The sequence below is a fragment of the Adhaeribacter arboris genome, from assembly GCF_003023845.1.
Lineage (GTDB): Bacteria > Bacteroidota > Bacteroidia > Cytophagales > Hymenobacteraceae > Adhaeribacter > Adhaeribacter arboris.
Genome location: NZ_PYFT01000001.1, coordinates 5,412,066 through 5,429,813, shown reverse-complemented (window position 1 = coordinate 5,429,813; position 17,748 = coordinate 5,412,066). Strand labels below are relative to the sequence as shown.

General features: G+C 42.3%; 10 protein-coding genes and 1 pseudogene. 1 reads left to right on the top strand and 10 read right to left on the bottom strand.

Annotated features, from left to right (window positions below; translation table 11 throughout):
• Positions 1–469: 469 nt before the first annotated feature.
• From AHMF7605_RS22025 to rbsK, 4 genes and pseudogenes are all read right to left on the bottom strand, one after another.
• On the bottom strand, positions 470–1,792 hold the full coding sequence (locus AHMF7605_RS22025; RefSeq protein WP_106932153.1) for a vanadium-dependent haloperoxidase: 1,323 nt from the start codon (positions 1,790–1,792) through the stop codon (positions 470–472).
• Complete coding sequence (locus AHMF7605_RS22020; RefSeq protein ID WP_233219219.1) at positions 1,789–5,142, bottom strand: VCBS repeat-containing protein; 3,354 nt, start codon at positions 5,140–5,142, stop codon at positions 1,789–1,791. The genes AHMF7605_RS22025 and AHMF7605_RS22020 overlap by 4 nt, the downstream gene beginning before the upstream one ends.
• A 302-nt stretch (positions 5,143–5,444) precedes the next feature.
• Positions 5,445–6,183: pseudogene (locus AHMF7605_RS22015) on the bottom strand (hypothetical protein).
• 46 nt (positions 6,184–6,229) lie between these two features.
• The gene (rbsK, locus tag AHMF7605_RS22010) at positions 6,230–7,147 is read right to left on the bottom strand and encodes a ribokinase (RefSeq protein WP_106932152.1); all 918 of its coding nucleotides are present in this window, start codon (positions 7,145–7,147) and stop codon (positions 6,230–6,232) included.
• 247 nt (positions 7,148–7,394) lie between these two features.
• On the opposite strand from rbsK, the gene AHMF7605_RS22005 reads away from it, so the two are divergent.
• The gene (locus AHMF7605_RS22005) at positions 7,395–8,915 is read left to right on the top strand and encodes a hypothetical protein (protein WP_106932151.1); all 1,521 of its coding nucleotides are present in this window, start codon (positions 7,395–7,397) and stop codon (positions 8,913–8,915) included.
• Between the two features lie 216 nt (positions 8,916–9,131).
• On the opposite strand, the gene AHMF7605_RS22000 is transcribed toward AHMF7605_RS22005, so the two are convergent.
• The 6 genes from AHMF7605_RS22000 to AHMF7605_RS21975 all read right to left on the bottom strand — a co-directional run bounded on the left by AHMF7605_RS22000 (position 9,132) and on the right by AHMF7605_RS21975 (position 17,597).
• On the bottom strand, positions 9,132–10,286 hold the full coding sequence (locus tag AHMF7605_RS22000) for a DUF3810 domain-containing protein (RefSeq protein WP_158267587.1): 1,155 nt from the start codon (positions 10,284–10,286) through the stop codon (positions 9,132–9,134).
• Between the two features lie 347 nt (positions 10,287–10,633).
• Positions 10,634–10,885: an acyl carrier protein gene (locus tag AHMF7605_RS21995; RefSeq protein WP_106932149.1), complete on the bottom strand. Its 252-nt coding sequence runs from the start codon at positions 10,883–10,885 to the stop codon at positions 10,634–10,636.
• A gap of 11 nt (positions 10,886–10,896) precedes the next feature.
• Positions 10,897–14,304 carry an efflux RND transporter permease subunit gene (locus AHMF7605_RS21990; protein WP_199200292.1) on the bottom strand — a complete coding sequence of 1,136 codons (3,408 nt, stop codon included), beginning with the start codon at positions 14,302–14,304 and terminating at the stop codon, positions 10,897–10,899.
• A gap of 9 nt (positions 14,305–14,313) precedes the next feature.
• Entirely contained in the window at positions 14,314–15,450 is a 1,137-nt protein-coding gene (locus tag AHMF7605_RS21985) for an efflux RND transporter periplasmic adaptor subunit (protein ID WP_106932148.1), read from the bottom strand.
• Positions 15,451–15,482: 32 nt separating this feature from the next.
• Positions 15,483–16,961: a TolC family protein gene (locus tag AHMF7605_RS21980; RefSeq protein ID WP_106932147.1), complete on the bottom strand. Its 1,479-nt coding sequence runs from the start codon at positions 16,959–16,961 to the stop codon at positions 15,483–15,485.
• A gap of 3 nt (positions 16,962–16,964) precedes the next feature.
• Positions 16,965–17,597 (bottom strand): TetR/AcrR family transcriptional regulator, encoded by a 633-nt coding sequence (locus AHMF7605_RS21975; RefSeq protein ID WP_233219218.1) that lies wholly within the window; start codon positions 17,595–17,597, stop codon positions 16,965–16,967.
• Positions 17,598–17,748 lie beyond the last annotated feature (151 nt).

The following is a 17,748-nucleotide window of genomic DNA, read 5'->3' as shown; positions in this document are numbered from 1 at the left end:
ATATTTACTTTCCTCTCTTCCGTGCTCCTATAAGGGATATAACCAGCAGAAAAGAAGAACTGTACAGAAGTACTACCGGTGATTACCTGTTGAAAATAATAAATAACCTTATAGGATGGCCCCAACCATCGCTTTAAACCGGTTAGATCCTTTCAGGAGGACTCGAATGAATAGAAAAGACGGTATTCTACTTATTTTAAACGACAAGCTTGTTTATTAAAAACAGGATATCTTTGCTTTAATAAGTGTATTATCAGGAATACATTTGTGGCTGAACCAAATCTTAAATCGGTGCAGGTAAGACAAAACTGTAGCTCTGCTAAACTGTCTACTATTTAAGGGAAGATGAAAGCAGCTTATTATGCCAAATCACCGAAAGTAATTGTTCTAACAGTTGTAGATTCAACCCAGTCGAGTTGGCTTTCCTTTTTAAGATATTGCTTAGATAGCTAGTAAATACGAACGGGTATTATTTACCCGGCTTTAATTTTAGCAACACATATTGTCCAATTTGTTGTCCTTGTTTTAAGCCATTATCCACGGCATCGCGATAGTGAATACCGCCATACAACCGGGAAATAGCGGCTTCTTGAGCCGCCTGCTGAAAGGAAGTAAACTTACGAGCAGGCAAACCAAACTCTACTTCTACCGTGTCGGTATAAGCAAAGTTTTCGCCGGCCAATGCCGTTAATACCAAAGCAACAGCCGAAGAAACCACGCTGTGCCCGCTGGTATATTCCGGAAAGGGCGGGGTTTGCAGCAGAGAACGCCACTTTTGATCGATGTGCGCGTTTATAAAAGTCTCCGGCCGAATCCGATTGCTCCGGTATTTTTCGTTCCAGCAAGAGATAAATGCATCAGACATAGTAAGTCCCACTAAGGTGTGCCACCGAATAGTTTCTGCTAAAGTAAGTTGCTTCTGCATACAGGCAATACCGGTTATTCCCATCCAATGCCCTCCGGGAGAAATTTTCTTGGTTCCGTAACTAACGTGCCCTTGCAGCACCAAAAAGAAAGGATTGCAGTCCCAGAAATTAGCCATATTTTTTTGTTCCTGACTTAAGTTACGGGTAACACTGTATACTTCGTGGGCTAAGTTATAGAAAGGCGTACCCACCTCCTGATTAAAAGCTACCGGCGGCAAAGGTTTAAATTGAGCCGCACTATCCAGCAAAAAAGGCCGCAAGGTACCCCAATAAGGTTCGTAAGCCTCCAGGTAACCAGGTGGGGTGGGTTGCCAATTTTGCGCTTCTTTCAGTGGCGTATACCGCAAATAACCGGTAGTTTTAAGATAACCATCTTTCGCCGCGTACTGCATTAATTGCTTTACAATTTGATCGGTATAGGCGATTGAACTAGCCAGTATTTCTTTATCTAAACCATACTTAGTACTAGCTTCTGCCACTAATGTTTTACGCGGTTCTTCGAGCAAATAACCAGAAGGCAATAATTCTTCCCCCATCCGGAGCAGCGCGTATAAACTCGAAAAATTAGCTTCAATGGGCTGATTAGCGGTTACAGAAGAAAAATCCGGGTAGTTGCGCAGCATTTCTTGGAAAGCAACATAATGCGCAGGCTTTGCTCTTTGGCGCTGAACTTCATAAGCAGCCAGATTCGCGTAAGCATAGTAACGGGCCGCCGCGCAAGGTCCGGTAACATCCCGCACCATCACATCCGTTAGTTTCTTCAGCGTTTGTACGTAAATCTTTGCTTCTGCCGGATAAGTTGGGGTTCCTGCTTTTCCGGGATTTAATAAAAAAATTAAAAATAATAATGGAATAAGCCGCTTCATAAACCGGGGGCATTTAACAAATAGCTGTGGATGGTTTGATTATTCCGGCCAAATAATAATAGAGTAGCACCGCCTTTTTTTACGACGGCAATATCCCGCACATCGCCTTTTACTTGCAAGCCGCTTTGCCATTGCGGCACATAGGTAAACTGCAGCTTACCGGTATTACGCAAAACCATACCGTAATTAGCATCCATTTTCCCTATTTTAAGCCGGGAGTACGATTGATTGCCACCGAGTATAATATCCTTCAAGCCATCTTGGTCCACATCTAAAAGAGCAATCGCGTAAACCGGTGCAAACTGCGCTTCGGCAGGTAATTCTTGGGTTATAAAGGTTCCATCACCTTTGTTCTCCAATAAAATTGAACTAAAATTAGTTGCTTTTAAGGTTTTAGCCTGGCTAAGCTGTTCGGGGGTTAAAATATCCGATAAAGTAGCATCGGCATAGGCTTTATAACTCGTAAATTTCTTGCGTAATGGAATCATCTGGTTTAAAGCTTCATCGCGGGTTACCAGTGGGTACGAGTTTCCTTGAATGTAATAGCATACAAAAGGATCAATCGATTCGTTTTGATCAAAGTCGCCGTACACGACGGTAACCGGTTCTTTTTCGGAAGGCTTTAATTGCGTATTCTGCCCAAAATTACCGGCTACAATATCTAAATCCCCGTCTTTGTCTAAATCTTCTAAGGCCAGCCGGTTCCACCAGCCGTTCGTATTTGTTCCGGTTATGGCTGCCTCTGCCGGTTTTAATATGCTTTTTTGGTTTAGTAAAACGGTTATCGGCATCCACTCACCGGCAATAACTAAATCGGGCCAGCTATCTTTGTTCACGTCCAGCGAAACGGCATCGGTTACCAGACCAATTTTTTCCAGGAAAGGAGCTATCTGAGCGGTACCATCCGTAAATTTCCCTTTGCCATCGTTGAGCAAAATCCGGCTGCTGGCTGGCTCCGGATATTTGCCCGGAATTACTCTGCCTCCCACAAATAGATCCAGGTCACCGTCTTTGTCTATATCTAAAGCCGTTACACAGGCATCGCTGCTGCTTTCGTAGGGAATGTTTTCTTTCGCGCGGGTGAAGCTGCCCGTACCATTGTTCAGGTATAACCGATCCTGCAAAAGCATATCTTTCTCCATATAAGCAAAGCCGCCGCTCACTACGTATAAATCCTGATCCCCATCCTTATCCGCATCAAAGAATAAAGCCCCCGTATCTTCGCACATAAAATCGGTGTTAAAATCAGCTTGAGGAGAAACTTTCCAGGAACCATTTTTTTGTTGTAACAGTAAAGCACCCGCTTGACCTTTCGCTCCGGCAGCATATATATCTATCAAACCATCGTTATTTACATCGGCTTGAGCCAGGTGCGGTCCCTGGTAAGATAACATGTTGGGCATGAGCGACTGGCGCTTAAAATCATTGTAATCATCTTCATAATGCTCGAAAGGAACGGTATCCTTACTAACCACCGTAAACAAAGGCTTCATACGCGCCATTTGCTTCCAATTTTTGCCAACAGCTTGAGGCTCTAAAACTAATTTTTGGTTTGTTTTAATAGAAGTCTGGGTTTGCATTTTATTATCCGGCCAAACTACCCGGACGCTATCCACTTGGTTGATGGCGCCTAACCCAAAATGCAGCGGCAGGTACATGCTGGATTGAAATCCGCGGGAAGGATAAAATTCCTGATACTGCAAGTTACCTTTGGCAAAAACCCAAACCTTGGCGCCTAAGGCTTTTGCCGGTAAACCTTTCCCTAATTGCACCTGCAGGTAATTTCCACCTTTAGAGCTAGCTTCGTTGCGGTAAATGGCGGCTTCTTTATTAACATTGTTGCTAATAATTTCTAAATCACCGTCATTATCTAAATCAGCGTAAACAGCCCCATTAGAAAGAAAAGTTTGGTCGAAGCCCCATTCTTTTACTTTGTTCTGAAACCCTAAACGACCATTATTGCGAAAAATATAGTTTTGCGTAGCCGATGATGGCATTTGTTTTAAGATGTCCATGAGAGCAGTAGGACTCCCTAGCGCTTCTTTCATTTTCTGGTCCGCGTAATACTTCATGAAGTCCATGTTGGTGTAATCGCGCAAGTAACCATTGGTGATAAAAAGGTCTTTCCAGCCGTCGTTATCGAAATCAGCTACTAAGGGAGCCCAACTCCAGTCGGTGTTAGATACACCCGCTAATTGCCCTATTTCGCTGAAAGTACCATCACCATTATTGAGTTGCAACATATTGCGCATTATCTGGTGATAGAACCCGTTCTTGAGCATATTATAGTATGTCTCGTAGTTTTCCGGTCCGTATAATAGTTTCTGCCGGTGGTTGTCGGCGGGCAGCATGTCTAGGGTAAATATATCGGGCAGCCCGTCGTTGTTGATATCCGCAATTTCGTTACCCATTGAAAAATAACTCAGGTGACCAATGGCTTGCTCCAGCTTATCGGTGAAGGTTCCGTTACCGTTGTTCAGGTATAGATAATCTTGCTCAATGTAATCGTTCGATACGTAAATATCCGGCCAGCCATCCAGGTTTACATCGGCAATAGCTACTCCCAAACCAAAACCAATGGGGTTGCCTTTAATACCGGCGTTTGCGCTTACATCCACAAACTTGCCGTTATCGTTCCGCAAAAGCCGGTCGCCGGCAAATTCATCGCGCATGGCTTTTACCGCCGCCGCGTCGAAGCGCTTAAAATCTTTTACGTTATGATTAAGCGAATAACAATCGAGGTCGCCGTCTTTATCGTAGTCGAAGAAAACTGCCTGCGTACTGTGGGTGGGCAAATCTAAACCGTACTCAGCGGCTTTCTCAGTGAAGGTAAGATTCTTGTTATTGATAAATAATTTATTGCGCCGGTCTTTTGGTTCCCCGTTACCGGAGTAGCACACGTAAATATCCAACCAGCCATCCTGATTAATATCTACCAGACTAACCCCGGTTTTCCAACCCTTACTTTTGTTTAATCCGGCCGGCGAGGTAATGTCTTTAAATTGTAAGTTGCCTTGGTTTAGGTAGAGCCGGTCCGGCACCATGTTCCCCGTAAAATATAAATCAGGCAGACCATCATTATTGAAGTCGCCGGCAGCTACTCCTCCCCCATTATAAAAATATTCGTAGGCCAGCACATTCGCTGATTCCGACTCAGTAAGTTTATTTACAAATTGAATACCGGTTTGCTTAGAAGAAAGAAGAGTAAACTGAGCACTGGCCTTTAAACTAATGAAAACAAACAGCCAACAAAAAAAGACAAATTTAATACTATAAAAAAAATTTATCTGCTGACTACTAAGGCGGGTAGATTGAATTGTATGGTTAAAGGTAAATATTTTTGCTTCCACTGCTACTACTGCATTATTCTCAAACTTTTTAAAGTAAAAATTAAGGCCGTTCCTAAAACTGGAACCAGCTTCTCTTCATTACTTCATACAAGATACTTAATCTATTTCATTTTAAGAAAAATAAATATTTATTCCCCCGAAACTCCAATTCAAAGCAAAAGTTTAAATGCGGTAACTAACTTTCAGGAGAAAGTCTGAAAATATAATTTGTATAACCCAGTAATGGGTTTTAGCATAAAGGCTGTAAAATGTAAGTAGCTAATGAATGAAGCGAGTTTAAATTAAAGTAAAAAAGAACGCATTTACCGGGCAGCGATAATTAACCCGAGGCCAATTAAATAACAAACCAACATACTATTCAATACCAGTGAAGTACCTTTGGGTGCATTCCGGAACTCGCGCCAGATAAAAATTCGCCAGATAGCGGCTATTACGGTGGCTCCCTGGCCTAAACCGTACGAAATAGCATAGAAGCTGCTACGTATTTGTAAAAAAAGCCCATAGCTACCCCGGCCACAATCGATAATAGTAACCCTTTAGAAGAAACGCCCTTGGTATGCGCAGCAGTGCGGCGATACGCAAAAGCATTGAGTAAAATAGCCAAAACCACCAACCCTACGCCGGTAAATAAAAGCGTAGAATCACCCACTGGGTTATCGCGGTAATTAACCAGTACGCCCCAAACCAAGGCAATACCAATACGCACCGGAAAAGCTACCGACATACCGGCAGTAGCAATGGCCGCTCCGAGCAAAATATTAGCCGCATTAAAAATAATCCCGCCTAAAACTGCCAGACCAGTATTAATAAAACTAGCCTGCGCAATATCCGCCAAAAGCTTCTTCCTTGTTCACCCACACTGCCCAAGGTTATCGCAAATAAAAGTGCTATTAAAAGAATACCCAGTACATAATCCCAATAAAACAGTTCAAAACGCCAGATGCTGGCAGCCAGCTTTTGGGTATTGGCCCAGGAGCCCCAGCAAAGCATAGTGACGAAGCAAAAAACAACGGCAGTGGTATAGCTATCTATGATAAACATGCGGTTAGTATTTAATTTAACATTTAAAAAGGGAATTCTGGTACTATTATTTTAAGGGTGCGCTCAGCAGCTCTTTCCGGAAGGGAGCCGAGGCTTGGGCGCCCATGCGGGTTACCGAAATTGCTGCTGCTTGATTGGCAAATTCTACGGCAACATCTAACTCTAAACCTTCCGCTAAACTTACGGCTAAAGCACCGTTAAATACATCGCCGGCGGCCGTGGTATCTACAGCTGTTACCAGAGTAGCCGGAATTAGTTTGGCAAGGGAATCATTGTAAGCAAAAGCGCCTTCGGTACCCAAGGTTATGACCACGTTAGCAATTCCTTTCTGGCGCAATTTCTGAGCGGCTTGTTCCGTTGTGGCTAAATCTTTAATGAGCACGCCGGTTAAAGCTTCGGCTTCCGAACGGTTAGGAGTAATAATATATAAGTTCCGGTACAATTCATAAGGTAAAAGGGCAGCCGGAGCAGGGTTTAAAATTACTTTTTTGCTGTAACGCGCTGCCAAATCGGCGGCAAACAGTACGGTAGGTAAGGGAATCTCCAACTGCATTAAAATTATTTCGGCTTCGGCAAAAACGGCTTCGGCTTTCGTAACATCTTCCGGGCTAAGCGTACCATTCGAACCAGGCGCTACCACTATGGCATTTTCGCCTTTTTCGTCGACGGTAATTAAAGCTACCCCCGAAGGATTATCCGGGTCGGAGATAACATAACCGGCATTTACTCCTTCTTTCAAGAATTGCTGCAGCGCCTGGCGGCCAAAAATATCGTTGCCAATTTTAGTAATAAAGGTAATTTGGCCGCCTAAACGAGCCGCAGCAATAGCCTGGTTAGCGCCTTTTCCTCCCGGATTCATAATAAATCTGCCGCCTAATACAGTTTCGCCGGGTAAAGGAAAATGTTTCGTTTTAATAACCATGTCGGTATTAGCGCTACCAATAACCAGTATTTTCTTGTTCATAGGCCTAAATTTTTTAAAGCATTGGTAAGTATAATTTACTTACTTCTTATTATCATCCCAATAATTCTTATTTTAGACATTGCTAATTCGTAATTCTTAGGCTAAGCAGGTAACTCAGGATTAATTTTCAGCAAATTTTTAACGTACAACACCTTGATAATTATTTGTATAGCTAATTGTTATTATTCAAAATCTAGAAATAATTATTGCTCTTAAGCGAAGCAAACTACTAAAATGAAATAATCCTATGTCTTCTTTCACCGCTTTACAGGCTTTAGTGCATTCCTTATCGAAGGCGGAGAAACGCTATTTCAAATTATTTTGCGATTTACAGACGGGTAATAAAATTTATTTTTGCCTTTACCAGCTTTTAGAGAAAAAAGAATACGGTCCGGAGGAAATTACTACCATTATGAGTAAAAAATATCCGGAAGCGGTAATTGAAACTGCCCGGAAGCACTTGTACCGGATGCTCATGAAAAGTTTGCGCAGTTTTGAATCGGATAAAGCCATCGAGAACCGGTTGATGCAACGCATTCAAGATATTAAAATTTTGTTTAACAAAGGGCTTTTAGAATTGTGTTTCGGAGAGTTGGAGCGAGCCATGGAACTGGCTTTAAAATACGAAAAATTTTCGTATTACTTAATTCTGGCCCGGCTCGAATTGCAGTATCTTACCTTGCTGGAATTTCCCGATACCGACGAAAATGCTCTTATTACCAAGCAAGAGAAAATAAACCAGGTATTGCACCAGGAACAATGGATTAACCGCCACTTTACCCTGGACGAAGTTTTGTTGCACCGGTATTTGCACAACGGCCCCGTCCGCAGCCAACTAGAAATAAATAAGCTAAACGATTTACTGCTCGAAGAATTTCAGGTAATTTCTAATAAACACCACCATTCTATTTTATCGAAAAAACTGCACCTGCACTTTCAATCTACTTACTTTTTAATGACCGGAAATCACCCGGAAAGTTTACATCTCTTTAAGCAGCTACTAGTTTTATTTCAAGCGCATCAACATTTATTACTCGATTCCCCGCTCTACTACATTTATTTAATTAATGGCATTTTAACCGATTTGCGCTCTATGCGGCAACACCGCGAAATGCCTTATTTTATCGATTGTCTGCGCCGCATTGAACCGGCCTCCGAAAGTTTAGCTTTATTTATTCAACATTTACTTTACCTGCACCAAATAATTTTAGCTCTAGATTTGGGCAACTATGCGCAAGGAGAAATTTTGATTCAAACGTATAAAAAAGAGATTTTAAACAAAGTTAAAGTTATTCCGCCCAACGCCGATGCCACCATTCATTTAGCTATGGCTCTAATTTACTTCGGCTTACATCAGTTCCCGACGGCCCTGCACCACGTAAATTATGTCCTGCATCAATCCAGCAAGTATATTTCGCACCAGGTATATTCGCTTTGCCGGATTCTGCGGCTCATTATTCAGGTGGAGTTAAAGAACGATGATTATTTGTACTATGAATTGCGCTCCGTAGAAAGAAAGCTAAAAGCCGAAGAAAAGCTTTTTAAAACCGAAAAACTTACCATTCAGTTTTTAAAAAAATGGATAGCCAGCAACCGGGCACCTAAACATTTAGAATTGTTTTTTCGGAATGTAAAAGAGATTATGCAAGACCCTTATGAAAATCAGCTACTTACCTGGTTTGATTTTATTTCCTGGACCGAAGCCAAACTAACCCGGCAAACCTACGCGCAACTTATTCAGGCCAAAAACAAAGAAATGGTGTGTTAAAATAAAACAGGGCTTCACCAAATTAAAAATTTGAAATGAGAATTAAATAGTAGCTCTATTTACTTCAAAATTAAGGATTGTGCTGAAATCCACTTCCATTTTGTATGGGCATTAGTATGAAAGACGAGGGAGGTAGCTTTTTTAGGTAAGTCCAGTAAGAATGTCAGGTTGGTATCTAATCTGTTAAAATCGTATAACTTAAATCGAACCACGTACTTATCTCTGGTTTAACAACAAAAATTTGTTCTTTGGTCCGGGGAAAGTTTTTACTGGGTAGTTTAAATTATTCTTCCGGAATTCACCCATTAGCAATTCTACTACTTTTGAATAACTTTTTATGCCGTCCTTCTGGTCATTGGCTTTCAGAAATAAATCGTAAAACCATTCGCTGAAAACTTCTATGGGGTTCTGAAAACTTTCCCAATAACGGCGGTTTTCAACTAAATCTTGTTTTAAACCCGCACTGTAATAACGCTGCATTTTCTTGTAAGCCCGGGGGTTTATTTTTCGCAACCGGTTCATGGCGTATCTTAAAGCCATGTAATTACCGGAATATTCAAAAAAAGGATTCGGATTTAAGCGACAAACCAAATAGGATACAAAGTTAGCCTCATCCTCGGAAGCAAAACCAATTTGGTGCGCCATTTCGTGGCAAATGGTTCCGGGTAACAAATACGCCGGCGGATGCATGTTTACGTTGGCTTCGCCGGTAAAAGGAAAATAAATACCACTCACTCCAAAATAGGACATTACCTGGGGCACATAAACGGCCTTTACCGAGTAATGCGCGTAAGCTAATTCCGGAAAAACTTTGGCTACCCTTTGAAAACCCGCTGTAGCCTGGGCCAACATTTGGTTGTGGGTAATTGGTAAACGCAAAGCGTGTTTTTGATCTTGAGTGAGTTGCTGCCGGCTGGCATTGGTAAGCTGAATAAGCCGACGGCAGAGCAATTCTAATTCAGCCTTAGATACGGGTTCTTCTTTTATCTGGACAATTTCTTCTATCGGCCGACGATGGTAATTTAAACCCCACATGCCGGTAAACAGAAAGTAAAATATAGATAAAAACGTAAAAACTCCGAGTAAGCTGCTGCGGCCAAATTCTTTAAAGCTTATCTGCCGGAGAATTAATTTCCGGATATGTTTTACAATAGCAATCAATAAACCTGTTACCAGGCTATAGAACAAAATTTGCCCGATAGGAAAGGAGAAATCACCAAATAATATTCTTAAAAAATGGCTCAGTTTCTTGTAAAACAAGCCCGTATAAAATTTTTCTACCAGTAACGGATTAGCCGCAATTATCTGTACTACTACTATTTGCACCGGTAGACTGAGATAAATTAAAATGTTTTTAAGTTTATTGTTCACTTTACCAATTCTACTATAAATAACAGAAGCAATCTACCTCTTAACTATAAGTTAAATTTAATTTCAGAAGGTTCACTCCTTCAATCTTTAGAATATTAAATCCAGGTATTTACTTGTTTCTTACCATCAATTAGGCTGCAATAAAGAAATAACTTTTTAGTCCATTCTTTATTGCAGCCTGAAAATTCAAAATAATTCCTTTAGAAGTGAGAATTGCAAAGCCAAGTACTTGGCTCACTAAAAAATTAACAACCTTACTAGTAACAGGAAAGGCGAACCTTTTTCAAGATCCGCCTTTCCCGTTATTAATTATCACTCTGGTCCGCAAATTTAAATTACATCCCTTGCTAACTCGCTTTACGCAGCGTTTGGGTGGAAACATAATGAATAAAATCGCCTACGGTATCGAGCGGCACTTCATCCGGAATGGTTATTTTAAAGCTTTTCTCCAGTTCCAGAATAATGTCAACAACATCCACGGTATCGAAACCAAATTCCCGGCTTAAATTAGCGTGGGCCTGCAATCGGGAAGGCTTAATTTCTTTGGTTTTACTGATTATATTAATGATTTGATGCTCGATGTTTTGAGTTCGTGGCATGTTAGTATAATTTAATGTGTACTGTATTCTTCTACAAGATGAGGTTGAGGCTCTATTGGTTGCACGTGTTTCGGCTTCCGACCTATCTTTAATTTAAAGCGCTCACTAATCAGATACATAGCCGGCACTACTAAAAGGGTTAATATAGTAGCAAAACTTAAGCCAAAGATAATCGTCCAGGCGAGTGGTCCCCAGAATACGACGCTATCGCCCCCCAGGAAGAAGTGTGGTTCAAAGTCCGAGAACAAGGTAAAGAAGTTCAGGTTCAATCCAATAGCTAATGGAATTAAGCCCAGAATAGCGGCCGTAGCGGTTAGAATTACAGGGGTTAAACGGGTTTTACCGGCCATTACTACTGCTTCTTTCAACTCATAACCTTCCCGTTCGCGCAGTACATCGGCAAATTCCACTAGTAATATACCGTTCTTCACCACAATACCCGCCAGCGCTATTACACCTACTCCCGTCATTACAATAGAGATATTCATGTTGAAAATGGAGAAACCTAACAGTACTCCAATTAAGCTAAACACAATTTCCGATAAAATAATGAGCGGTTTGGACACCGAATTAAACTGAGTCACCAAAATTAAAAAGATTAGACCAATAGAAGAAATCAACGCAACCCCGAGGAAATCACTGGTTTCTTTTTGATCTTCCTGCTGCCCGCCAATTTTTACTTCGTAGCCTTCCGGCGCTTTAAAATTTGGTAAAGACTGTTGAATCTGGCCAACAATTTCGTTGGCATTATACCCTTCCAGTACGTTAGACGAAAGTGTAATTACCCGTTTTAAGTTTTTGCGCCGAATACCCCCAAACGTATTAGAGTAATCAATTTTAGCTACCGATGATAATGGAATCTGCCGGATAGCCCCGCCCATCGACATATCCCGGAAAGTAATGCGCATATCCATTAAAGCGTCGATATTTTTACGGTAAGGCTCCGCGTAACGCACCTGAATCGGGTACTCGTCTTCGTCGCGTTTAAACTTAGACGCCTCGGTTCCAAAAATGGCAGTTCGTAATTCCATGGCTACCTGGGCCGTGCTGATACCTTCGCGGTTGGCTCGTACGCGGTCAATGGCTACACTAATTTGCGGGTTTTTATCTTCTAAATCGGTCCGTAAATCTTCAATCCCGGCAATACCCAAAGAATTAATGTATTGTTCTACGTCTTTGGATACTTTAATCAGCTGGGCAAAATCTTCGCCGGATACTTCAATACTTACCGGTTTACCTACCGGCGGCCCGTTTTGCTCCTGGTCCACAATAATTTCCACGCCCGGAATGCCTTTCACGCTTTCCCGGATTTTGTTCAGGTAGGTTTTGGTGTTTGGGCCCGTACGTTCCATAAATTCCACAAAAGCAACCGTAACTTTTCCTTTGTGCGACTCGGCCGTATAAGAAGGCTGCGTGGGGTCACCGGCGCCAATGGCTACGTTCGCAATTACCGATTCTACATCAGGATTATTTTTACCGATTACGTTATTTACCCGTTGCTCTACCACTTTAGTCAAAGAGTCAGTTACGGATTGGTCGGTACCCACGGGCAGCGTTAAGTAGGCGTAAACAAAGTTCGGGTCACCGGACGGGAAAAAGTCGACTTTCGGCTGCCGGACAATAGTAAACACAACGGAAAGTATGAGCAGAAAAATAACGGTACCTAACACCATCCACGGGCGGCTGCCTTTTAATACACCGCGTAGAGTACGCTCGTACAAGTTCATGAACTTAGGCAGTACTTTCGTCTGGAAAGAATTAATCCAACTGGTAAAGACGTATTTATTTAAAGCAACAAAAAGCATAATAAACACGGTTAAGTTACCTACTCCCCGGAAACCAGCTAAGTAACAAATCCCCGCAAACACCGCCATCCCAATCATAGAATAAAGGAATGTTTTGCGCGCTTTTACCGGATTCACCTCTTTTTTACCCATGAATGACACCGCAAATACCGGGTTAATAATAAACGCTACCAGCAACGAAGCCATTAAGGTAATAATAAGCGTAACCGGCAAATAGTACATAAACTCCCCTACAATACCCGGCCAGAATAAAAGCGGCGCAAACGGAGCTACGGTAGTGAGCGTACCCGCCAGTACCGGCACAAATACTTCGCCGGCAGCCGCTTTGGCAGATTTAAAAATACTCCAGGGATGCTCATGGTGAATACGGTGCGTATTTTCGATTACCACAATGGCATCATCTACTACAATTCCGAGGGCTAGCAAAAAGGCAAAAAGCACAATCATGTTCATGGAGATGCCAAAGAACGATAGCACGATAAAAGCCACGAACATGGAAATAGGCACTGATAAACCCACAAACAAAGCGTTGGTGGTACCCATAAAGAACATCAAAATAACCGTTACCAGAATAAAACCAATGATGATGGTATTAATTAGGTCATTCAGACTATGGCGGGTACGGGTTGATTGGTCGCCGGTTACCGTTACTTTCAGGTCTTTGGGCAGCGCGTTGCCCTGCATCTCTTTTACAATTGCATTGATTTTATCCGAAGCTTCGATCAGATTCATGCCGCTGCGCTTAATTACATTGAGCGTAATTACCGGTTTGCCATCCAGGCGGGCGTAACTTTCTTTTTCTTTAAAGCCATCGGTAACCGTAGCAATGTCGTGCAATGGAATATTGGCTCCCGGCAGTGATTTTACCACGATGTTCCCGATTTCATTGGCATCGGTATATTGCCCCACTACCCGCACGGCGCGTTTCATTTCGCCTACTTCAATTAAGCCGCCGGACATGGTCATGTTTTCGGAAGCAATGGCTCGTTGAATATCTCCGAAAGTAACCTGCGCGGCCTGCATTTTATACATATCCACGTTTATTTGTACTTCCTGCTCCAGAGCACCTACAATATCTACCCGATTAATTTCGGATAAAGCTTCGATGCGGTCCTGCACGTTTTCGGCGTACTGCTTTAACTTATCGCTGGAGTAATCGCCGGACAAGTTAATGTACATAATCGGAAACTCGGAAAAGCTTACTTCCTGCACATCTGGCTCATTAGGCATATCCTGGGGTAAATCGGCTTTCGCTTTATCTACCGCATCTTTTACCTTTTGCTTCGCCACATCTACTTCCACGTCGGTATTAAATTCTACCGTTATCATACAGAAATCCTGCATGGAGTTAGAGGTAACTTTTTTAACGCCCGATAAGGATTTGATTTCTTTCTCCAAAGGCCGGGTTACCAGATTTTCCATATCGGAGGGCGACGTACCGGGGTAAATAACCCCGGTAATAATCGTGGGAATAACAATGTCCGGAAAGTTTTCTTTCTGGAGACTGTTGTACGATAGTAAACCCGCGATGGTCAGGATTACCGTCATTACATAAATGCTGGTTTTATTGTCAATAGACCAGCTGGTCGGAAAAAATTCTTTTATATTTTTCATCGGCTTACTTTAAAAAGTAATTGTTTGACCTTCGTACAGATTCTGATAACCGGTAGTAATCACCTGATCATTTACGGCCAGCCCCCCGGTTACTTCGGCTTTACCCGCATAGCTTAAACCAGTCTGTACTTTCTTTTTACGAACCACATTTTGGTTACCTTCTTTCGAGGCTACGTACACAAAATCTCCGGTATCATCGCGTTGCACCACATTTACGGGTACTACCAAGGCCTTTGATTTTTCGTAATCTTTTACTTTTATCAAGGCAATCATATTGGGGCGCAGCTCTGATTTTGATCCTCCTTTAATGGATAATTCCACGGGAAAGGACCGGGAAGAAGAATTAATTGCCTGACTAACCACGGTAACCGTAGCGGGAAATTCTTTATTTAAGTCGGGCAGAACTACTATGGCTTCGTCGCCTTTGTTTATTTTACCGGCATTGGCTTCCGAAATTTCGGCTAAAACCTTCATACTGGAAGTATTTACTATGCGGGCTACCGGCATAGGAGAACCTGGAGTTACGGCTTCCCCTACTTTCGGGTTAAATTCATCAATTACGCCGCTAATAGGAGCTTTAATAATGTACTGGTCTTTTTGCTGCCGTAAAGTAGCCAAGCGCCGCTCCAGCGATTCTTTATTATTTTTAGCGGTTAAATATTGAATTTCGGTACCTATTTTTTGATCCCAGAGGCGTTGTTGTTTCTCAAAAACAGTATTGGCTAATTCTAAACCGGTAAGGAGTTCCTGTTCGCTGGTTTCCAGAATAGAAGCGTCAATAGTTGCCAGAACTTGTCCTTTGGTAACGCGGTCGCCCACGTCCACCCGCACACTGGTAAGCACGCCGGGTACTTTCGGACTTACCACTACGTTTTCGTCAAAATCAACCCTGCCTTGCACTTCCAGGAAATGGTCAAACGTTTTGGGTTCTACCGGCTGCACCACTACCTGCACGGCGGCGGCCGCCGGAGCAGTTTCTTTACCGGTACTTTTTACTTTACCTTCCAGTTCCGCAATTTTGCTTTGCGTTTCCGATTGCTGTTTTTTAAGAGCCGCGAGTTGTTCTTCGGGAGTGCCACCACCTTTCGAGCAGGCCGTAAAACCTACTAAGGCAGCTATAAGAGCTATCGATAATTGTTTTTTCATCTTTTTATTAGTGCGTATCATTTCTGAAAAAATTATTTATGTAAGGTTCCGGCTGATTTTTGTAAATCTACTTTGGCAATAAGCGCATCGTAAATGGCAGCGTAGTAGTTGGTTTGGGCTTGACGCAATTCGGTTTCGGCGGTAATTACTTCCAGGTTAGAGCCCACGCCTTCCTTAAATTTAATATTGGTTACGCGGGCTACTTCGGTGGCTAATTCCAGGCTTTCCTTCTGCGACTTAATTACCTGCAAGGCGTTCTGCAGATTGGTATTCGACTGGTTTAACTGCAAGTCGATACTTTGCTGTAAATTCCGGAAACCGTTATCCAGCGTTTTTAAGGTCAGCTTCGCTTCCTGAACTTCGTATTTCTTCCGCAAACCATCAAATATAGGTACCTGCAAGCTTACTCCCACGAAAGCAAAATTGAACCAATTAGGATAAAATTTTTCGGCTACCTGCGTCTCAAATCGCGCTAAATCCCGGAAACTATTGCTTGATCCACTGTACCCATAGCGCCCATTTAACAATAATTTAGGATAGTAACCCGATTGCTTATTTTTAATATCCAGCTTCGCTAAATCGCGCTGGGTTTCTAAAATAGAATATTCTATTCGCTGGCTATAGTCAAAGTTACTGTTAGCTACTACTTCGGCTTCTACGAGGGCATTCTCTAACTTATCCGTTAATTCCAAAGGCTGACTCAAATCCATGCCCATTTGAAATTTTAATAAATCCACTCCCAGTTCTACCAAACGAGTAGCTTTATCTTTTTCTACTTTCAGGTTATTGTAAGCCACTCGTAGCCGGTCTACGTCTATTTTTTCCGCTAAACCTTGGCGGTTAATTTCGGTAATTTCGCGTAATTGATTTTCGAGCCGCTCTAAATTCCGGTCTAATAAATTCAGGCGTTCCCGGGAAACTAAAACTCCGTAATATGCTTTGGTTACCTGGTCAATCACATCAATTTCGGTTTGCTGCGCCTGCTTCTGCGATAAAGCCGTATACACTTTCGCGGCCTTCAAGCCAATCAGGTACGAACCATCGAACAGTAACTGGCTGGCACTAATAGCGGCCGAACCAGAATATTTCAAGCCAAACGCTAAGGTTTGCGGCGGTAATGATCTGGTAGACCTGGCCGTATCAAAGGCCGGCGTAATTAAAACATCTCTGCCTTGGTTGATATCTGCCGCCGGCACCGTAAGAGTACGAGGAGTTATTTCTAGTTGAGGGCCGAAGGTATTGGGGTCGATCAGCGTTTTTTGTAATACCACATTATTACCTACCTCCACGGCCGCATTAATTTGGGGCAAGCCTTGCGAACGAATCTGTCCGATCCGGGCTTTGGCTATTTCGTTTTGCAGCTGAGCATTTTTTAAATTAGGCTGATTAGCTAAGGCGTAGTCGATACTTTGTTGTAGGCTGAAGGCCTGAGGCGCTTGCTGCGCCGTAACAGTTTGGGCGGACCAACTGAAAATACCTGCGAACAGGAAACGGAATAATTGTTTTTTCATAATTTAATCTTGTTCAACAACTTGTTTATAGGCATTAATAAGCTTGTGCCCTTTTAAACTGGCAATGCCCAGCATAAAATGTTCAAGCGTGGCTAACTGTACTTTTTGTAAATCAAATTTGTCCGGCGGAAATATTTCGGGGTTAAATACATCTTCAATTTGGGCCAGTCGTAAGCGGGCCATTATATCCAGATCAAAATCGGTTCGGTATAACCCTTGCTTCACTCCGTCTTTCAGGTTCCGGGCAATTTGCTGCAGAATAAATTTGTTTTTGTGCGTGATCCAGATTTGCCAGGCCGGTTGATGGTATTTTTGCAGATCGTAAAACACCGAAGGGTGCATGCCGGCTAATTGCTGCCGGATCATCTGCATCATCTGAAAAAGCTCTTCAATGGCATTTTTAGCTTGCATCGTAAAACTGCCGCAATCATCCACCATCTTATCTAAATGGTCCTGCAACATAGCCATTACCAGCTGGTCTTTGTTTTCGAACCATTTATAAAGCGTTTTTTTCGACACTCCCAGGTTTAAAGCAATATCATCCATCGAAACACTTTTTATACCGTTGCGCATAAACAGCCGAAAAGCTGCCTGTAAAATTTTATCTTTGATTTCCATTTCCGTTACATCCGGCACAAAACTAAGGAAACTATTTTTGTTTCCAAAGTTTCCAGAGTATAACCTAAAAATTTAGTTTTTGTTTAAAAAGCAGGCCTTACTTAGCTCAGATTTTTAATTTTTTTCTTTAAATAGAAATCTTATTAGATAGATTAGTAATTTTTTGAAG

Coding starts and splice junctions, on each gene's coding strand:
- AHMF7605_RS21985 (WP_106932148.1), bottom strand. CDS start 15,450: ATGAAAAAACAATTATCGATAGCTCTTATAGCTGCCTTAGTAGGTTTT.
- AHMF7605_RS22025 (WP_106932153.1), bottom strand. CDS start 1,792: ATGAAGCGGCTTATTCCATTATTATTTTTAATTTTTTTATTAAATCCC.
- AHMF7605_RS21980 (WP_106932147.1), bottom strand. CDS start 16,961: ATGAAAAAACAATTATTCCGTTTCCTGTTCGCAGGTATTTTCAGTTGG.
- AHMF7605_RS22005 (WP_106932151.1), top strand. CDS start 7,395: ATGTCTTCTTTCACCGCTTTACAGGCTTTAGTGCATTCCTTATCGAAG.
- AHMF7605_RS21995 (WP_106932149.1), bottom strand. CDS start 10,885: ATGCCACGAACTCAAAACATCGAGCATCAAATCATTAATATAATCAGT.
- AHMF7605_RS21990 (WP_199200292.1), bottom strand. CDS start 14,304: ATGAAAAATATAAAAGAATTTTTTCCGACCAGCTGGTCTATTGACAAT.
- rbsK (WP_106932152.1), bottom strand. CDS start 7,147: ATGAACAAGAAAATACTGGTTATTGGTAGCGCTAATACCGACATGGTT.